Origin of the sequence: Acinetobacter sp. ASP199, assembly GCF_022700675.1 — a bacterium.
In the GTDB taxonomy this organism is placed as follows: domain Bacteria; phylum Pseudomonadota; class Gammaproteobacteria; order Pseudomonadales; family Moraxellaceae; genus Acinetobacter.
In genome coordinates, this window is sequence record NZ_CP062182.1 from 2,864,681 (window position 1) to 2,883,013 (window position 18,333).

The window sequence follows — 18,333 nt, forward strand, 5'->3', positions numbered from 1 at the left end:
GACAATCCTGTCATATATTTTGTTGCCAAACATAAAAAGGGCACCTTAGCGCCCTCTTCTGTCCAAGCTTGTTATTTTAAGTTGAGTTGGTAAACCGCAGTCGTTCCACTCACTTCATTGCCTACAGCCAAAAGTGGCTGAGCATTTGGTGAATCTTTCGCTGAAATAAACACCAAACCTTCAGGTCCTAAATCACCGGCTTGACCTAACTTAATCTGTTCATCGGTTGCTTCAAAATTTCTTGAGTTGATGTATTGGATAAATTTTGGCGCACGTGGTGAACTCACGTCATAGACCATGATTCCACCCACACGTTCTAATCCTACAAAGGCAAAGGTCTTCTCGCCAATTTTCCCGAGAGTCACGCCTTCAGGTTCTGGCCCCTTATTATCACTACGGTTATCTAGACCTGTTTCTTCATGGTTAAAGTTAAAGATTTTTGGATAATGCTGTGCAATATGCTGTTCAAACTGATCGCCTGAATCCCAAACTAAATCCAGACCCGTTTGATTTTCATTTTCAGACCAGATACTGAATGAACGAGCGCCATAGCTATATAAATGGTCGTAGACCAAGTGACCGCGCTCATTGAGTTTCGGCGAGCTATCAGCATTTTTTTGATAGCCTTCCGTCCATGTGATATTTAAACGACCGAGCATGTGGTCTTCACGACATGCTTTCGCATCGCCATCCACTGCACCACAATATGCAAAGTTCGCAGGATTCAACTCAGCACCTTTGGCCAACGCGCGTAAATGAGCCGGTAAATCATCTCCTAATCGACGATCAAAGCCCTTGGTGTGAACCAAATGCTTAACACGCCATTCTTCTACGAAACCTTTTGTTAAGCCATTATTAAAATAAGCAGGTGTATTTTCACCCCAAGCCCGTGCATCACCTTCGTTGGCAGTCACAATATAAGTCTGACCTGCAACCTCATAACTGGCAATCGCATCTGGCATATATAAACCACGAACATTGGCCCAAGTTCGAATGTTAATTTTGCCAGTTTCATCGGCGCCATCTAAATCACTGACATCCATGCCATTACCGACTTGACCATGGTCTTTGTAACCAAGCGGATAAACAGCCAAAACTTTGGCATTCACCACATCAAGCTTTGCGAGTGCATTATTTTCTTGCAAAGAAGCCCATGCCGTTTTGCCATCGGCAGACACGGTAATATATTCAGGTTCAAAATCTTGAGAGGCGCTGGCATTTGGACCAAAGATCCGTACACCTTGCTCACGGAGCTGTGCTTCTTGCCCATTGAAGGCATGGAAATCAGCAATACGTACCACGGGTGCTTTGAGATTATCTAAACTGATGACTGCGATTGAACCTTCTGGGTCAACTTGATAATCATCCGATGGTTCACCTTCATTGGCCACCAATATCGTTTTACCGTCAGGTGTAAATGTCAACATGTCAGGCAAAGCACCCACTTTCACGTGTGCAAGTTTACTCAAATCAGACGCCTGATACAGCGCAACATAACCATCTTCGGTTTTATCAGCCATTTGTACAGCAACTGCCACTATCCCATTGTGCACAGCAACGCTATTGACCTCGGCACCTTCTGCTATGTCTGAAACTGAAATAGCTTCAATCTTTTGTGGTTTTGTAGGATCGCTTAAATCCAAAACATCGAGTACTCCTGCCTGTGCATTGACCACAAATAAACGTTGAGATTGTGCATCATAGGCTGGAATTTCGGCAGCACTTTGAGCAAAAATACCCGATTCATAGCCACCAATTTTGACAAGCTCAATACTGTTCGGTGTTTTCTCTACTGGCGGGGAGGTTTGTTCATTATCATCATTACATGCACTCAGCCCAAACGCCAGAATAGAAACCAACAATGCTTTTTTTTGAAATTTCATTTTGTTATTCATCTAGTTTTAAATTCTGTTTAATCTATAAACATAAAATTTCATTTCGATGACCATTTAATGTCATGATCATGACAATGGACGATGACCCGTTAAACTCTATGCCACAACATTAAGCTAAGCTGCCCTGATAAAAACCGTATGAATGCCACCCCAACCCATCAAGCGCTGCAACCCGAATTTAGACTGCTGGTCTTATTGGTATCGATCGGCTTTTTCATGCAAGGTCTGGATACTACGATTATCAATACTGCCCTGCCTGCAATTGCTCGTAGTCTGCAGGAAGATCCATTACGAATGCACAGTGTGGTGGTGGCTTATGTGCTTTCGGTTGCAGCCTGTATTCCCTTGAGTGGCTGGCTGGCGGATCGTTTTGGGGTGCGTAATGTTTATTTTAGTGCCATCGTCATTTTTACTTTGGCTTCTATAGGCTGTGCCAATGCCGATCATTTAAATGAATTACTGCTCTATCGAGTGCTACAAGGTATTGGTGGTGCATTGCTTTTGCCTGTCGGCCGTCTGGCAATGCTGAAAATTATTCCGCGGACTCAGTTTCTCTCTGCCATGAGCTTAATGAGCTTGGCAGGTTTAATTGGGCCACTCATCGGTCCAACTTTGGGTGGTTGGATGGTGGAATATGTCTCATGGCATTGGGTGTTTCTGATTAATATTCCCATTGGCTTATTGGGAGTTTTAATTACCTTTAAAGCCATGCCCAACATTACTGAACCGACAGTGAAACGTTTTGACTACAGCGGTTTTTTCTTGCTGTTGTTGGCGATGATTGGACTCTGTCTAGGCATCGAAAACTTTGCCAATCCACAAAGTCCGCTGTGGTGGAGTGTGGGTTTAATCGTAGCGGGGGCCTTGGCCTCTCTATTTTATGCCTATCATTCTCATACGCATGACAATGCACTATTTCGCAGTCAATTGTTCCGCAACAAAATCTATTCCATTGGCATTTTAGGGAATTTCTTTGCCCGTCTTGGCGGTAACTCAATTCCGTTTCTGTTACCGCTGATGTTGCAGGTTGCGTTTGGCTTTGAACCCTTTATTACCGGTTTGTTAATGATTCCAACCGTATTGGGTTCGTTGGCATCGAAACCTATTATTCGCAAGATCATTCAGCACTTTGGCTATCGCCAAGTGTTGCTGGTAAATACTTTGCTGGTGGGACTATGTATTGCCAGCTTTGCCCTGACTACGGCAGATACACCGATCTGGCTGCGTGCGATTCACTTCTTTATTTTTGGTATCCTGAACTCGCTGCAGTTTGTTTCCATGAATACCTTAACCTTAAAAGACCTGAGTCAGCAGGATGCCAGCAGCGGTAACAGTTTCCTGTCCATGATCATGATGCTATCAATGAGTATTGGGGTCGCACTGGCAGGTACGCTGGTCAATATGTTTAGTGCCTACTTTGGTCCGGAGCAGCTGGATAATGCGTTCCATCTCGCCCTGATCTGCCTGGGCTGTTTGAATGTAATTGCTGCCTATATTTTCTGGCATATTCCCAAGAATACGCCAGTATGATGGTCATTCCGATACAAGAGAAATCGGTATAAGCTAGATAGAGTCAGATTTTGAAGAACGTGATGAAAAAGCCAACCAAGCATTATCCACCGCTCTGGGCAGCAATGATGAGTGTCATTCTGCTGCTAGCTGTGGTCTGTGCAATCTGGTGGTTGTTGTTGAAGCCTTTACCTGCCAACGCTTCTGAATATGACATTCATGGTTTTGATGTCTCGCATCATCAGAAAGAGATTAACTGGAAGCAGATTCCCAAAGATAAATACCGTTTTGTGTATCTGAAATCGACCGAAGGCGGTGACTTTAAGGACAGTAAATTTCAGGGTAACTGGCTCAAGGCTCGCGAACAGGGCTTGCTGGTCGGGGCCTATCATTTTTATCGCCTCTGTCGGGATGGCAAGGTTCAAGCGCAGAACTTTATCGAAACCGTACCGAACAAAGCGGATGCCTTACCTCCGGTAATCGATCTTGAATATGACAGTAACTGTATCAATACCTATTCCAAGGAAAAGTTACTCAAAGAAATTCAGGTCATGCATGACCTGCTCAAGCAGCACTATGGCAAGCAGCCCATGTTCTACACCTCTAAGGCTTTCTACAATATTGTGCTGGCGGGGCAGTTTACTGATGTACCGCTCTGGGTGCGTGAATACAAGGGGCTGCCTGACCTGAAAAATCATCCGAAATGGCATTTCTGGCAGCATACCAGTCAGGGTCAGATCAAAGGTATTCCTACGCCTGTAGACCTGAATGTCTTTTATGGATCGGAAAAGGACTGGCTGAAATTCCTAAAACAGAACGGTATTGAGACTGCACCTGCACAAAAGTCGGCAAAATAATTCTACAATTACCATGTCATAAAAAAATAAAGGGGTAAATAGCTGTGAAGCTTGGGAAAATTATCGTGGCTACCATTCTGATCGTGGTAGCGATACTTGGGGGAATGGGGGCTTATCTACTCCAACCTTCAGGTCAGCTCCGTGACTTTGACGCGTGGCAAGCCAAACCTGATAAACCTGCAAAAAGCTTAAATATCCGCTTTTTTGGGGTATCTACCCTGCTGTTTGATGATGGTCAGGAGCAGATTCTGATTGATGGCTTTTTTAGCCGCCCTAGCCTTTGGCAGGTCCTCAGTTCAAAAGTATCCAGCAACGCTGCGCTACTTCAGAATATTATTCAGGAGGAACAGCTGCATCGGACACGAGCGATTTTAGTCACTCATAGTCACTATGATCATGCCCTGGATCTTCCTGAACTGGCCGCCCTGCTACCTCACACCCAGATCATCGGATCGAATAGCACCTTGAATATTGCACGCAGTCATCCGGGGGTAAAAGCATCACAACTACGGCGTGCTGTATCAGGGCAACCGCTCCAATCGGGACAGTTTAAAGTCACTCCACTTGCTTCCGCACATACGCCTCCAACACCTGTGAATGATGATCTCGGTGAAGAAATCACAGCACCGCTGAAACTGCCTGCCAAGTTTTCTGACTTTAAGGAAGGCGGCAGCTTTGACTATCTGATTGAACATGACGGACAACAAATTCTGGTTAAAGCCAGCACAGGATTTATTCCGGGACAACTGAAGAATGTACAGGCAGATATCCTATTTCTTGGTATTGCTCAACTGTCTCGACAGTCCGAGGATTATCAGAAATCCTATCTGCAACAAACGCTGGCAACTGTAAAACCAAAAATCGTCATTCCAATTCACTGGGATGATTTCTTTCAGCCGCTCAGTCAGCCCTTACAGTTTCTGCCACGCTTTGCTGATAATGTTCCCGAGAGTATGCGTATTTTGATCAAGGCCGCTGAAGCCCAACAGATTCAGGTGGTACTGCTGAGCAATACTGGTCCCTATAGTCTTTTGAAATCAGCATCTTCCCAAGTGCTATAAAGCCTTTTAAGATGGCGTATGCGCAAAATTATCCATATCGATATGGACGCCTTCTACGCTTCGGTGGAACTGCGTGAACGTCCAGAATTAAAATCCTTGCCTGTGGTGATTGCATCGCATCATCCACGGGCTGTGGTTGCTGCTGCTTCGTATCCAGCTCGGGAATTTGGTGTGTATTCTGCCATGCCAATGAGTCAGGCGCGTAAACGTTGCTCACAGCTGATTGTGATTGAACCGGATTTCCAAAAATACCGTGAGGTCTCTTCCCAGATTCATCAGATTTTTCAAAAATATACGCCCGTCATTGAGCCACTTTCACTGGATGAAGCCTATCTGGATGTGACGAATAATCTACTACAAATCCCCAGTGCCACAGAAGTCGCGATGCGTATCCGTGAAGACATTTTCCAGATGACCGGACTCACAGCTTCTGCTGGTGTTGCACCCAATAAATTCCTGGCCAAGGTTGCCTCGGACTGGCATAAACCGAATGGTATTTGTGTAATCAAGCCTTCACAGGTACAAGCCTTTATTCAGGATTTACCGCTGAAGAAAATTCCCGGGGTCGGCAAGGTCACTCAGGAAAAACTAAACAGCCTGAATCTGGAAACTTTAGGCGACTTACAGAAGATGGATGAAGCCATCCTGATTCGGCATTTTGGAAAATATGGCAAGCGACTGCATCTCTATGCCCAAGGTATCGATGAGCGTCCGGTAGAAACCGAACGTGAACGCCAACAGATTTCCAAAGAAACCACCTTTGGTGATGACCTGACCCTCGACCAGTGCAGTCCTTACTGGGATCAGTTAATTCAACAGGTCTGGAACAGCCTGGAAAAGAAACAGCTGACGGCCCGCGGCATTACCGTGAAACTCAGACTGAAAAATTTTCAGATCATTCAGCATAGCCGCAGTTTCCGTTCTGTACTTAAAAATCCGTTAGAGATGCATCAGGCACTCCAGTTCTTGCTGCAAGATATGCATCTGGATCCTGCCCTGCAATTTCGTCTGATTGGCATTGGGGTGTATCAGCTGTCACCTCGCCAGCAAGAAGCACAATTGTCTCTGCTTTAAAGCAAACTGAGCAAGAAGTAGCCATCAGTTTAAAAAGCCAACAACTTTATTTTTACCATTGTGTTTTTTTAGAGTAATCTATCCGCGCAATGCATTATCCATGTATGTGCTGAGATGCTGAAAATCACCTTTACTTTCAGCATGCTGTCCTGTGATTGGCGTGACGATCAAATCCGAATATTACAGGGCAACTCTGTTGTCCCCATGAAATCCCTCCAGCATCTCTTCTGCAAATTTAATTTCTTCTCAAAAACAACGTGTGTGAAAAGCGGCGTTTTCCAGTTTTATTGCTGCTGTTGTCGACTGGTACGACTTTTTTCTTTACGGTATCGTCGCAACCCTGATTTTTAAAGCTCAATTTTTCCCAAATATTGGCAACAATATGGGCACCTTAGCCACCTTGGCAAACTTTGTTGTCGGCTTCCTGTTTCATCCTTTCGGTGCTGTGGTATTTAGTCACGAATATTATTGGTAGTGGTTTTAGCCCAATGATTGCGGCTTCCTTAGTGATTTAAGGTGATGGTTCATGGCATCATGTAGCCATCTCTCTTGCTGTGGGCTGCCTACTGACTGCATTGGTTGCTGCCCTGATGCCAAAAATCCAGGATTAAATAATGACTGTTCAACGTTTGCATGTTTCTCAACGCTTCTCTGAAATCGCGATTTCAGGCAATCTGGTGCATCTGGCAGGTCAACTGGCCAGTGATTTTGATCTGGATATTAAAGGTCAGACGCAGCAAACTTTAGACATCATTGACCAGTTCCTCGCAGATGCGGGAACAGATAAGAACCACATCATGTCCGTCACCATTTATCTCAAAGATATTGAGCGTGACTATGCGGCTTTTAATGAAGTGTGGGATGCATGGGTATCTGATATTCAAGCCCTGCCACGTACCTGTGTAGAAGCCAAGCTCTATGATCCACGTGTATTAGTCGAACTGACCGTTGTCGCAGTAAAACCGGAATAATTCCGATAAAATTTATCTTCTAATAAAAAAGCATGCAGATAGCATGCTTTTTTATTTGTGTCAGATCTATTAACCCACTGTCTTCACCTTAGGCCTGCCCAGAGCGGAGTACATCGGGAACTTCTTTAGTGCTGTCAGGGTATTCGGGTTGACTACACTATCCTCCTCACCCTGTTCATTCAGGAAGTCGCGACGCAAGTGATGATATTCCGGAATATCTTCATAACGGATTACCCGATAGCCTGCCATAGTCAGTAAGGCATCCTGATACTGGGATTGCTGTGGGCGTTTCAAAATCATCGGATCGTCCACGGCCACGATGGCAACGACCAGATGATCCTGATCTAGAACTACAAAGTCCGCGACCAGATTCCGATATTTGTTACGGGTACGAAAAAATTTGGTGGTCAACAGCGCATCATAGGAGACGTGAGCCAGAATAATGCTCTCTGGTAGAATTTCCTTTAGACGGGTGTAAGTGAGCTGTTGATTCAGGTTAAAAATGGCGCGCTGCTTCAGCACACTGTCTTGCTGCTTGCCGCTGTTCTGTACTCTCTTCCACGCCATCAGGATGGTGCAAAAGAGCAGAAAACTGCCAATGATGATATAGGTGGCCATGCGTTAGTCCTTTCTGCATTCTTATAATCGTTTTTGTTTTATTGTTGTCAGTATAGATCGATTTTCATCTGAAAATCACGGTACAACCAATTTGCTTAGATACTGCAACATCCGGTATCAAAACTTCTATAAGGGCATTACATTTCAAAGAACTTAAAAATTCCATGTACTGGAAATGTAATGTGTTCCTTACTGAGTCTCACTCTAAATCAGCCACTCAAATTTAAGCAATAGTATTTGCTTCTTTTTGTCTTACAATTCCGATAAAGTGCAATTTTTAAACATTTTTTCCAGTAAATATCTTAATTTCATTATTTTTTAATTGAGTTTTAACTTTCTCTTAATAAAAAAGACACCGAAGTGTCTTTTTAAAGTGATTTAGGCACGATTTTTGGGTTTGGCCTTTCCTTTTGGTTTCGGCCCACCAAATGGCTTTTTCGCATCACCTGTTTCGCGTGGTGGCAAACCGATATGCTGGGTCAAGATCTGCCCTTTCTTCGGACGGTTGTTCTGTCCTTGACTTTGACCTTGTCCACGATTGCCTGCCTGACCAGTACGTTTTTGAGAATCACCTGCTACGGTTGAGTTCTTCTTACGTGCCGATTGATACTGACCATCTACCCCTGCAGGCTGATAAGTCGGAATCAAATGCTGTTTCGAGTTACCAATCAAGTCCTGACGCCCCATTTCACGTAAAGCATCACGTAGCATTGGCCAGTTATTTGGATCATGGTAACGCAAGAAAGCTTTGTGCAAACGACGACGCTTCTCACCTTTCACAATGTCCACATCTTCAGTATAACGCGCCACTTTCGCCAGTGGGTTTTTACCGGTGTAGTACATGGTAGTGGCTGTTGCCATTGGTGATGGATAGAAAGTCTGTACCTGATCGGCACGGAAACCATTCTTCTTCAACCAAATCGCAAGGTTCATCATGTCATAATCGGTGGTACCCGGATGCGCCGCAATGAAGTAAGGAATTAAATACTGTTCCTTGCCTGCTTCTTTACTATAACGATCAAACATTTGCTTGAAGCGATCATAGGTCCCAATGCCCGGCTTCATCATTTTATTCAGCGGACCTTTTTCAGTATGCTCAGGGGCAATCTTGAGGTAACCACCGACGTGATGCGTCACCAATTCTTTGACATATTCAGGGTTTAAAACCGCTAAATCGTAACGTAAACCTGAACCAATCAGAATCTTTTTAATACCTGGCAATGCACGTGCTTTACGGTAAAGCTGCGTCAACGGTGCATGGTCAGTATGTAAGTTTTGACATACGCCCGGGAATACACACGATGGCTTGCGGCAGTTCTTTTCAATTTCAGGATCTTTACATGCCAAACGGTACATATTGGCTGTTGGGCCACCTAAGTCCGAGATAATCCCTGTAAAGCCCGGTGCAGTATCACGAATCTTTTCCACTTCACGCAAAATCGATTCTTCCGAACGGTTCTGAATGATACGGCCTTCATGCTCTGTAATCGAACAGAAAGTACAACCACCAAAACAACCTCGCATGATGTTCACAGAGAACTTAATCATGTCAAACGCTGGGAATCGTGCATTACCATAAGATGGATGTGGCAGACGTGCATATGGCAAGTCAAACACATAGTCCATTTCTTCCGTGGTTAACGGAATTGGCGGTGGGTTCAACCACACATCACGCTCACCATGCTTTTGTACTAAAGCACGTGCATTACCTGGGTTGGTTTCAAGATGCAAAATACGGTTGGCATGTGCATAAAGAACCGGATCATTGACAACTTCTTCAAAGGCAGGTAAACGAATCACAGCCAATTCACGTGGCGGTAATTTATGTTTAATCGCTTTTGATGCAGGTTGTAACTGTACAATTTGCGTGTTTTCATCCAAGTTGTCGCCTTCACGGACAATCGGATTCGCTACATGCTCTTTTTGGAAACCTTGGTACTGGCTCGAGTCCTTCCCTTGCTCAATCTCACAACCTTCAATATCTTCAGTCATGACGTAAGGGTTAATAATTGGATCAACGCGACCAATAGCGTCCACATCATTCGATGCGATTTCGACAAATTTCGCTTTTGATGGGCGGTTGTGTTTATTGACAATAAACGCCGTACCACGCACATCCGTAATATCTTGGATTTTTTCACCACGCGCCAAACGGTGCATGATTTCAGTGATCGAACGCTCACCATTACCGTACATCAATAGATCCGCTTTAGAATCCATCAATACCGAACGACGTACTTTATCTGACCAATAATCGTAATGTGCGATACGACGTAGGGAAGCTTCAATACCACCTAATAAGACAGGTACATCAGGATATGCTTCACGTACACGTTGGCAATACACAGTTGCCGCACGATCTGGACGTTTATTCGGTTGATTATCAGGAGAATATGCATCATCAGAACGGATCTTACGGTCAGCCGTATAACGGTTGATCATCGAGTCCATGTTACCAGCAGTCACACCCCAGGCAATATTAGGCTTACCCAATACACGGAAGGCATCTACATTGGTCCAATCTGGCTGAGCAATAATACCGACACGGAAACCTTGTGCTTCCAGAGTACGACCAATAATGCCTGAACAGAATGAAGGATGGTCGATGTATGCATCGCCACAGACTAAAATAAAGTCGCAACTGTCCCAACCGAGTTGATCCATTTCCTCGCGTGACATCGGCAAAAATGGCGCAGGTTCAAAGCATGACGCCCAATATTTGTCGTAATCAAACAACGCTTTAGGCGCAGTCTGCATAGTATAAGCAGTAGACATGGCTAGCAATTCTCGGCTGGCAGATGATAGGAGATCTAAAATTAGATCAAAGATGAAAGCCGATCATTTTACCATGAATTCTATTCATCTTGCTTGATTATAATTTATACAAATCCAATTAAGTAATTCAAATCTTTTATATGCCTTGGACTTAGAACCAATAAATATCTTTTCGTTTCAAAATAAGACTATTTAATTGATTTAAGTCTAAATGCTAAACAGAGACCAATGATTAAAATACAGCTAATAAATATGCTTAATCCAATCCAACCTGTTCTTTCCCAAACCATTCCACTGCCACTACCGAGTACACTTGATCCCATGTAATAGCTAAATAGATACAAGGATGAACCTACCGCTCGGTATTGCAAAGATTGCACCGTAACCCAACTACTAGAGGTCGAATGCGCTGCAAAAAAGGCAAATGTAAATATCAACAATCCGATTAAAACAGCTATTAATGAAGGTATAAGCATAATACTGATACCAATTAGCATTAGAATGAGCATTGCAACAAGTACATATTCCCGCCCAAAACGTCTTCCCCACTGTGCAGCACGTGGTGAACTATAAATACCTGCCAAATAAGCAATTGAAATCAAGCCAATCCATGTTTGTGACAATTGAAATGGAGCATCTATCAGTCGATAACTCATATAGTTAAAGACCGAAACAAAACAGCCCATCAAAATGAATCCTTGCATGAATAGGATTCTGAGTTTTTTATCTTGGATATTTTTTATAAAAGAATGATAGAACCGATCTAAGCGTATTGGATAGGAAATAAAGTGTTGAGAAGCTGGCAGCAGTCGTAAAAATGCGATAGCTATACATAAGTTTAATAAACCGATGATCATCATTGCCAACTGCCAAGAAATATAGTCAATCAGTACACCAGCAATTAGTCGTCCACCCATCCCACCAATTGCAGTTCCTGAGATATACAAGCCCATCGCAAAACCAATATCTTTTTGTGCAATTTCTTCACCAATATAGGTCATCGCAACTGCCGCAACACCACTTACACTTAAACCAATCAGTATTCGATTAGCTAAAAACACCTCCCAAATAGGAAGCAGCGAACTTAAAATTGAAAGTAACGCTGCTAGAAATAAAGCACAAACCATCACAGACTTTCTTCCATATCTATCTGAAATCAATCCCGTAAATAACAGCCCTATGGCGAGTGCAATAGTCGAAAAAGAGAGTGGAAAACTACTATGGGTCGGACTTACTTTAAAAAAGTCAGCAAAAATCGGCATCATCGGTTGTACACAGTACAAAGATGAAAAAATGGCAAAACCCGCTAAGAATAGGGAGAATAAAATCGCAAGAAATGAACGTGAACCATATTCAATATAGTTTTGTTCATCGGCTGAAGTAGACATAAGCGTTCCATTTTAGTTAGAAACAGTATACGCCTCTCTAGAATTGAATAGAGGATCTATTTTTACCATGTCCATTCCTCATTCCGAGGTGAAATAAGGCTTAGGCTTATTTTTCTTGTCTATTGGATTTATTAGCATTTCTTTTTTTTATTGCATAAAAAAATCCCCCTGCTCGTTTGAGACAGGGGGATTTCGAATAATGAGCTGGCGATGACTTACTCTCACATGGGTAACCCCACACTACCATCAGCGCTAAGAGGTTTCACTTCTGAGTTCGGGAAGGGATCAGGTGGTTCACTCTTGCTATTGTCGCCAGCACAACTGTTTATGGATACTCGCTAGGTCTTATTTAGATGCCTTGCTTTCTACCAAATGAGTTATTAACAGAGATACTTGAGTCAATCTAAGGTGTTCATTTTATCTAGCTTGATCACTAAATCAAGTTGCTTTGATTAATATGAAATCAATTGATGCTTTATATACAACTGTTTGGGTGTTGTATAGTCAAGCCTCACGAGCAATTAGTATTGGTCAGCTTCATGTATCACTACACTTCCACATCCAACCTATCAACGTCGTAGTCTTCAACGGCTCTTTAGGTGACATAAAGTCACAGGGAAATCTTATCTTGAGGTAGGCTTCCCGCTTAGATGCTTTCAGCGGTTATCCCTTCCGAACATAGCTACCCGGCGATGCGACTGGCGTCACAACCGGTACACCAGAGGTTCGTCCACTCTGGTCCTCTCGTACTAGGAGCAGATCCTCTCAAATTTCCAGCGCCCACGGTAGATAGGGACCGAACTGTCTCACGACGTTCTAAACCCAGCTCGCGTACCTCTTTAAATGGCGAACAGCCATACCCTTGGGACCTGCTTCAGCCCCAGGATGAGATGAGCCGACATCGAGGTGCCAAACACCGCCGTCGATATGAACTCTTGGGCGGTATCAGCCTGTTATCCCCAGAGTACCTTTTATCCGTTGAGCGATGGCCCTTCCATACAGAACCACCGGATCACTAAGACCTACTTTCGTACCTGCTCGACTTGTGGGTCTCGCAGTTAAGCGCGCTTTTGCCTTTATACTCTACGCGTGATTTCCGACCACGCTGAGCGCACCTTCGTACTCCTCCGTTACTCTTTAGGAGGAGACCGCCCCAGTCAAACTACCCACCAGACATGGTCCTCGCTCCAGATAATGGAGCAGAGTTAGAACCTCAATATTACCAGGGTGGTATTTCAAGGACGGCTCCATGGCAACTAGCGTCGCCACTTCAAAGCCTCCCACCTATCCTACACAAGTAAGATCAAAGTTCAATGTCAAGCTGCAGTAAAGGTTCACGGGGTCTTTCCGTCTAGCCGCGGGTACACCGCATCTTCACGGCGATTTCGATTTCACTGAGCCTCTGCTGGAGACAGCGCCCCCATCATTATGCCATTCGTGCAGGTCGGAACTTACCCGACAAGGAATTTCGCTACCTTAGGACCGTTATAGTTACGGCCGCCGTTTACTGGGGCTTCGATCAATAGCTTCGCTTGCGCTAACCACATCAATTAACCTTCCAGCACCGGGCAGGCATCACACCCTATACGTCCACTTTCGTGTTTGCAGAGTGCTATGTTTTTAATAAACAGTTGCAGGGGCCTGGTTTCTGAGGCTGTCGACAGCTCAAGGAGCAAGTCCTATCACCATCAACAGCGTACCTTCTCCCGAAGTTACGGTACCATTTTGCCTAGTTCCTTCAGCAGAGTTCTCTCAAGCGCTTTGGTCTACTCGACCTGACCACCTGTGTCGGTTTCGGGTACGATTCCTGTTTAACTGAAGCTTAGAGACTTTTCCTGGAAGTATGGTATCAGCCACTTCACTGTACAAGTACAGCTTGCTATCAGTTCTCAGCATAGAGTACCCCGGATTTGCCTAAGATACATGCCTACAACCTTCCACCTGGACAACCAACGCCAGGCTGACTTAACCTTCTCCGTCCTCTCATCGCATTAAACAGAAGTATTGGAATATTAACCAATTTCCCATCGACTACGCCTCTCGGCCTCGCCTTAGGGGTCGACTCACCCAGCCCCGATTAACGTTGGACTGGAACCCTTGGTCTTTCAGCGAGCGGGTTTTTCACCCGCTTTGTCGTTACTCACGTCAGCATTCGCACTTCTGATACCTCCAGCAGACTTCTCAATCCACCTTCATCGGCTTACAGAACGCTCCCCTACCACTTGCAATAAATTGCAAATCCGCAGCTTCGGCATATAGTTTTAGCCCCGTTACATCTTCCGCGCAGGCCGACTCGACTAGTGAGCTATTACGCTTTCTTTAAAGGGTGGCTGCTTCTAAGCCAACCTCCTAGCTGTCTATGCCTTCCCACATCGTTTCCCACTTAACTATAATTTAGGGGCCTTAGCTGGCGGTCTGGATTGTTTTCCTCTTGACTACGGACGTTAGCACCCGCAGTCTGTCTCCCGGATAGTACTCATTGGTATTCGGAGTTTGCATCGGTTTGGTAAGTCGGGATGACCCCCTAGCCGAAACAGTGCTCTACCCCCAATGGTATTCGTCCGAGGCGCTACCTAAATAGCTTTCGGGGAGAACCAGCTATCACCGAGTTTGATTAGCCTTTCACCCCTATCCACAAGTCATCCCCTGGCTTTTCAACGACAGTGGGTTCGGTCCTCCAGTCAGTGTTACCTAACCTTCAACCTGCTCATGGATAGATCACCCGGTTTCGGGTCTATACCCAGCAACTAAACGCCCTATTAAGACTCGGTTTCCCTACGGCTCCCCTATACGGTTAACCTTGCTACTGAATATAAGTCGCTGACCCATTATACAAAAGGTACGCAGTCACCGAACAAGTCGGCTCCCACTGCTTGTATGCATGCGGTTTCAGGATCTATTTCACTCCCCTCACAGGGGTTCTTTTCGCCTTTCCCTCACGGTACTGGTTCACTATCGGTCAGTCAGGAGTATTTAGCCTTGGAGGATGGTCCCCCCATATTCAGACAAGGTTTCACGTGCCTCGCCCTACTCGACATCATCATATCAGCCCTTTCGTGTACAGGACTATCACCCACTATGGTTGCACTTCCCAGAGCATTCCACTAAAACTGATATGACTTAATGGGCTGTTCCCCGTTCGCTCGCCGCTACTGAGGGAATCTCAATTGATTTCTTTTCCTAGAGGTACTGAGATGTTTCACTTCCCTCCGTTCGCCTCATTAACCTATGTATTCAGTTAATGATACCTGGCTTATACCAGGTGGGTTTCCCCATTCAGACATCTCCGGATCACAGGATATTTGCCGCCTCCCCGGAGCTTTTCGCAGGCTATCACGTCTTTCATCGCCTCTGACTGCCAAGGCATCCACCACATGCACTTAATTACTTGACTATACAACCCTAAACAGTCGTTAACCCTTACAAGTTAGGTTAGCAACAGATCATGATGATTTCTCATCACTCTCATACAGTTGGCGTCTTGTGCATTTAAGCACTGTACAGCTTCAATTAGATTCATATACCAAAACGCTTGATTCAGTTTAATCGCTAGAACTCATTGAATCGTTTCATAGTTACCTATGTCACTTTCAACGAGTTTGAACAAATTATTTCAACTCAAATATATTCTGTTAATGATTCACTGCATCCTCGTCGGAGTGCAGTCAACTGTGATAAATCACAGAGATTATCAAATGGTGCGTATCATAACGCTTGTACTTGTTAATCTCTAGGATCTAAACACTTAACCGGGTGTTTCTCGCTCAACTCAAGCTTCGTTTGATTAAAGCCTGCGCGAAGCGTAGCTTCTTGCTTAAATTCTCGGGAAAAGCAGTGCTTTTCTATTCCTCGAATTTGGTGGAGACTAGGAGAGTCGAACTCCTGACCTCCTGCGTGCAAAGCAGGCGCTCTACCAACTAAGCTAAGTCCCCAGCTTATCATTTAGGATTCAATGTATCGTATGAGTATGTCATGGTGGGTCTGACAAGACTTGAACTTGTGACCCCACGCTTATCAAGCGTGTGCTCTAACCAACTGAGCTACAGACCCTCAGATACATCGTCATGAAGAACAACTTGTTGTGGATTCTTACCAATCGTCAATCTTTCGTTAAGGAGGTGATCCAGCCGCAGGTTCCCCTACGGCTACCTTGTTACGACTTCACCCCAGTCATCGGCCACACCGTGGTAAGCGTCCTCCTTACGGTTAGACTACCTACTTCTGGTGCAACAAACTCCCATGGTGTGACGGGCGGTGTGTACAAGGCCCGGGAACGTATTCACCGCGGCATTCTGATCCGCGATTACTAGCGATTCCGACTTCACGCAGTCGAGTTGCAGACTGCGATCCGGACTACGATCGGCTTTTTGAGATTAGCATCCTCTCGCGAGGTAGCAACCCTTTGTACCGACCATTGTAGCACGTGTGTAGCCCTGGCCGTAAGGGCCATGATGACTTGACGTCGTCCCCGCCTTCCTCCAGTTTGTCACTGGCAGTATCCTTAAAGTTCCCGGCATAACCCGCTGGCAAATAAGGAAAAGGGTTGCGCTCGTTGCGGGACTTAACCCAACATCTCACGACACGAGCTGACGACAGCCATGCAGCACCTGTATCTAAGTTCCCGAAGGCACCAATCCATCTCTGGAAAGTTCTTAGTATGTCAAGGCCAGGTAAGGTTCTTCGCGTTGCATCGAATTAAACCACATGCTCCACCGCTTGTGCGGGCCCCCGTCAATTCATTTGAGTTTTAGTCTTGCGACCGTACTCCCCAGGCGGTCTACTTATCGCGTTAGCTGCGCCACTAAAGCCTCAAAGGCCCCAACGGCTAGTAGACATCGTTTACGGCATGGACTACCAGGGTATCTAATCCTGTTTGCTCCCCATGCTTTCGTACCTCAGCGTCAGTATTAGGCCAGATGGCTGCCTTCGCCATCGGTATTCCTCCAGATCTCTACGCATTTCACCGCTACACCTGGAATTCTACCATCCTCTCCCATACTCTAGCTTTCCAGTATCGAATGCAATTCCTAAGTTAAGCTCAGGGATTTCACATCCGACTTAAAAAGCCGCCTACGCACGCTTTACGCCCAGTAAATCCGATTAACGCTCGCACCCTCTGTATTACCGCGGCTGCTGGCACAGAGTTAGCCGGTGCTTATTCTGCGAGTAACGTCCAAACATCTAGAGTATTAATCTAGAGTTCCTCCTCCTCGCTTAAAGTGCTTTACAACCAAAAGGCCTTCTTCACACACGCGGCATGGCTGGATCAGGCTTCCGCCCATTGTCCAATATTCCCCACTGCTGCCTCCCGTAGGAGTCTGGGCCGTGTCTCAGTCCCAGTGTGGCGGATCATCCTCTCAGACCCGCTACAGATCGTCGCCTTGGTAGGCCTTTACCCCACCAACTAGCTAATCCGACTTAGGCTCATCTACTAGCGCAAGGCCCGAAGGTCCCCTGCTTTCTCCCGTAGGACGTATGCGGTATTAGCGTTCCTTTCGGAACGTTGTCCCCCACTAATAGGCAGATTCCTAAGCATTACTCACCCGTCCGCCGCTAAGATCCAGTAGCAAGCTACCTTCACCCCGCTCGACTTGCATGTGTTAAGCCTGCCGCCAGCGTTCAATCTGAGCCATGATCAAACTCTTCAGTTTAAAATCAATAGTACATATAGTGTACCAATCTTGGCTCATCAATTACTGACAAAAAATTTGCTCAAATAAACTTCGAGAAATTTCTACCAATTATCAATGAAAATATATTCGATTGATCAACCAGTAAAAATCCACACAAGTTGTTCTTCATAATCTCTTAATGATCTTCTTGCTGGTTCGTCACCAGCAAGCTAGGTCGGCTATATTACTCTCTATCTCTAGAAAGTCAATCAGTAATTCAAATTATTTTAAACTTCCTTTCTAAAACCCAACTTAATCAATTTTAACTAAGTTACTGTTTTATCAGAAGTTTTAATCTTCATCACCGCCGATGGATGTGCATTCTACAGCATTTCACATGCCTTGCAACACCTTTTTTTAAACTTATAAAACGTATGTTTATTTTATAATCCAAAAAAATTATAAATTACTGTTTTATTTATAAAAATTATTTTAATAAAAATATTCAATATTTTATTTAGAAATACCTACAACCACTAAGATATTGTTATTTATAGTTTTTTATTATTTATA

The 18,333-nt window shown here is 44.7% G+C and carries 9 protein-coding genes, 2 tRNA genes, 3 rRNA genes and 1 pseudogene; 6 read left to right on the plus strand and 9 right to left on the minus strand.

Annotated elements, in window-relative coordinates; genetic code table 11:
- Positions 1 to 71 precede the first annotated feature (71 nt).
- Entirely contained in the window at positions 72 to 1,883 is a 1,812-nt protein-coding gene (locus IHE35_RS13760) for a choice-of-anchor I family protein (RefSeq protein WP_242788143.1), read from the minus strand.
- Between the two features lie 150 nt (positions 1,884 to 2,033).
- On the opposite strand from IHE35_RS13760, the gene mdtD reads away from it, so the two are divergent.
- The 6 genes and pseudogenes from mdtD (at position 2,034) to IHE35_RS13790 (ending at position 7,367) form a co-directional block, all read left to right on the plus strand.
- On the plus strand, positions 2,034 to 3,425 hold the full coding sequence (gene mdtD / locus IHE35_RS13765; RefSeq protein ID WP_242788145.1) for a multidrug transporter subunit MdtD: 1,392 nt from the start codon (positions 2,034 to 2,036) through the stop codon (positions 3,423 to 3,425).
- Between the two features lie 62 nt (positions 3,426 to 3,487).
- The gene (locus IHE35_RS13770) at positions 3,488 to 4,261 is read left to right on the plus strand and encodes a glycoside hydrolase family 25 protein (RefSeq protein ID WP_242788146.1); all 774 of its coding nucleotides are present in this window, start codon (positions 3,488 to 3,490) and stop codon (positions 4,259 to 4,261) included.
- 44 nt (positions 4,262 to 4,305) lie between these two features.
- Entirely contained in the window at positions 4,306 to 5,322 is a 1,017-nt protein-coding gene (locus IHE35_RS13775; RefSeq protein ID WP_242788147.1) for an MBL fold metallo-hydrolase, read from the plus strand.
- 18 nt (positions 5,323 to 5,340) lie between these two features.
- Positions 5,341 to 6,396: a DNA polymerase IV gene (gene dinB / locus IHE35_RS13780; protein WP_242788148.1), complete on the plus strand. Its 1,056-nt coding sequence runs from the start codon at positions 5,341 to 5,343 to the stop codon at positions 6,394 to 6,396.
- 220 nt (positions 6,397 to 6,616) lie between these two features.
- Positions 6,617 to 6,988, plus strand: a pseudogene (locus tag IHE35_RS13785) (hypothetical protein); the annotation flags it as partial.
- Between the two features lie 22 nt (positions 6,989 to 7,010).
- Positions 7,011 to 7,367 (plus strand): RidA family protein, encoded by a 357-nt coding sequence (locus IHE35_RS13790; RefSeq protein WP_242788149.1) that lies wholly within the window; start codon positions 7,011 to 7,013, stop codon positions 7,365 to 7,367.
- 69 nt (positions 7,368 to 7,436) lie between these two features.
- Here the strand turns inward: IHE35_RS13790 and IHE35_RS13795 are convergent, their stop codons facing one another.
- From IHE35_RS13795 to IHE35_RS13830, 8 genes are all read right to left on the minus strand, one after another.
- The gene (locus IHE35_RS13795; protein ID WP_242788150.1) at positions 7,437 to 7,985 is read right to left on the minus strand and encodes a DUF2726 domain-containing protein; all 549 of its coding nucleotides are present in this window, start codon (positions 7,983 to 7,985) and stop codon (positions 7,437 to 7,439) included.
- 378 nt (positions 7,986 to 8,363) lie between these two features.
- Positions 8,364 to 10,760: a YgiQ family radical SAM protein gene (locus tag IHE35_RS13800; RefSeq protein ID WP_242788155.1), complete on the minus strand. Its 2,397-nt coding sequence runs from the start codon at positions 10,758 to 10,760 to the stop codon at positions 8,364 to 8,366.
- 188 nt (positions 10,761 to 10,948) lie between these two features.
- Entirely contained in the window at positions 10,949 to 12,148 is a 1,200-nt protein-coding gene (locus tag IHE35_RS13805; RefSeq protein ID WP_242788157.1) for an MFS transporter, read from the minus strand.
- Positions 12,149 to 12,350: 202 nt separating this feature from the next.
- Positions 12,351 to 12,465, minus strand: a 5S ribosomal RNA gene (gene rrf / locus IHE35_RS13810).
- Positions 12,466 to 12,648: 183 nt separating this feature from the next.
- Positions 12,649 to 15,542 (minus strand): 23S ribosomal RNA (locus IHE35_RS13815).
- Positions 15,543 to 16,004: 462 nt separating this feature from the next.
- Positions 16,005 to 16,080: transfer RNA gene (locus tag IHE35_RS13820), tRNA-Ala, on the minus strand.
- Between the two features lie 41 nt (positions 16,081 to 16,121).
- Positions 16,122 to 16,198: transfer RNA gene (locus tag IHE35_RS13825), tRNA-Ile, on the minus strand.
- Positions 16,199 to 16,259: 61 nt separating this feature from the next.
- A 16S ribosomal RNA gene (locus tag IHE35_RS13830) occupies positions 16,260 to 17,799 on the minus strand.
- Together the 16S, 23S and 5S rRNA genes with 2 tRNA genes alongside form the textbook arrangement of a ribosomal RNA operon.
- Positions 17,800 to 18,333: the final 534 nt, after the last annotated feature.

What these genes read in the sequence shown, in the direction of transcription:
- IHE35_RS13760 (WP_242788143.1), bottom strand. Translation starts at nt 1,883, where the DNA reads ATGAAATTTCAAAAAAAAGCATTGTTGGTTTCTATTCTGGCGTTTGGG.
- mdtD (WP_242788145.1), top strand. Translation starts at nt 2,034, where the DNA reads ATGAATGCCACCCCAACCCATCAAGCGCTGCAACCCGAATTTAGACTG.
- IHE35_RS13770 (WP_242788146.1), top strand. Translation starts at nt 3,488, where the DNA reads ATGAAAAAGCCAACCAAGCATTATCCACCGCTCTGGGCAGCAATGATG.
- dinB (WP_242788148.1), top strand. Translation starts at nt 5,341, where the DNA reads ATGCGCAAAATTATCCATATCGATATGGACGCCTTCTACGCTTCGGTG.
- IHE35_RS13790 (WP_242788149.1), top strand. Translation starts at nt 7,011, where the DNA reads ATGACTGTTCAACGTTTGCATGTTTCTCAACGCTTCTCTGAAATCGCG.
- IHE35_RS13795 (WP_242788150.1), bottom strand. Translation starts at nt 7,985, where the DNA reads ATGGCCACCTATATCATCATTGGCAGTTTTCTGCTCTTTTGCACCATC.
- IHE35_RS13800 (WP_242788155.1), bottom strand. Translation starts at nt 10,760, where the DNA reads ATGTCTACTGCTTATACTATGCAGACTGCGCCTAAAGCGTTGTTTGAT.
- IHE35_RS13805 (WP_242788157.1), bottom strand. Translation starts at nt 12,148, where the DNA reads ATGTCTACTTCAGCCGATGAACAAAACTATATTGAATATGGTTCACGT.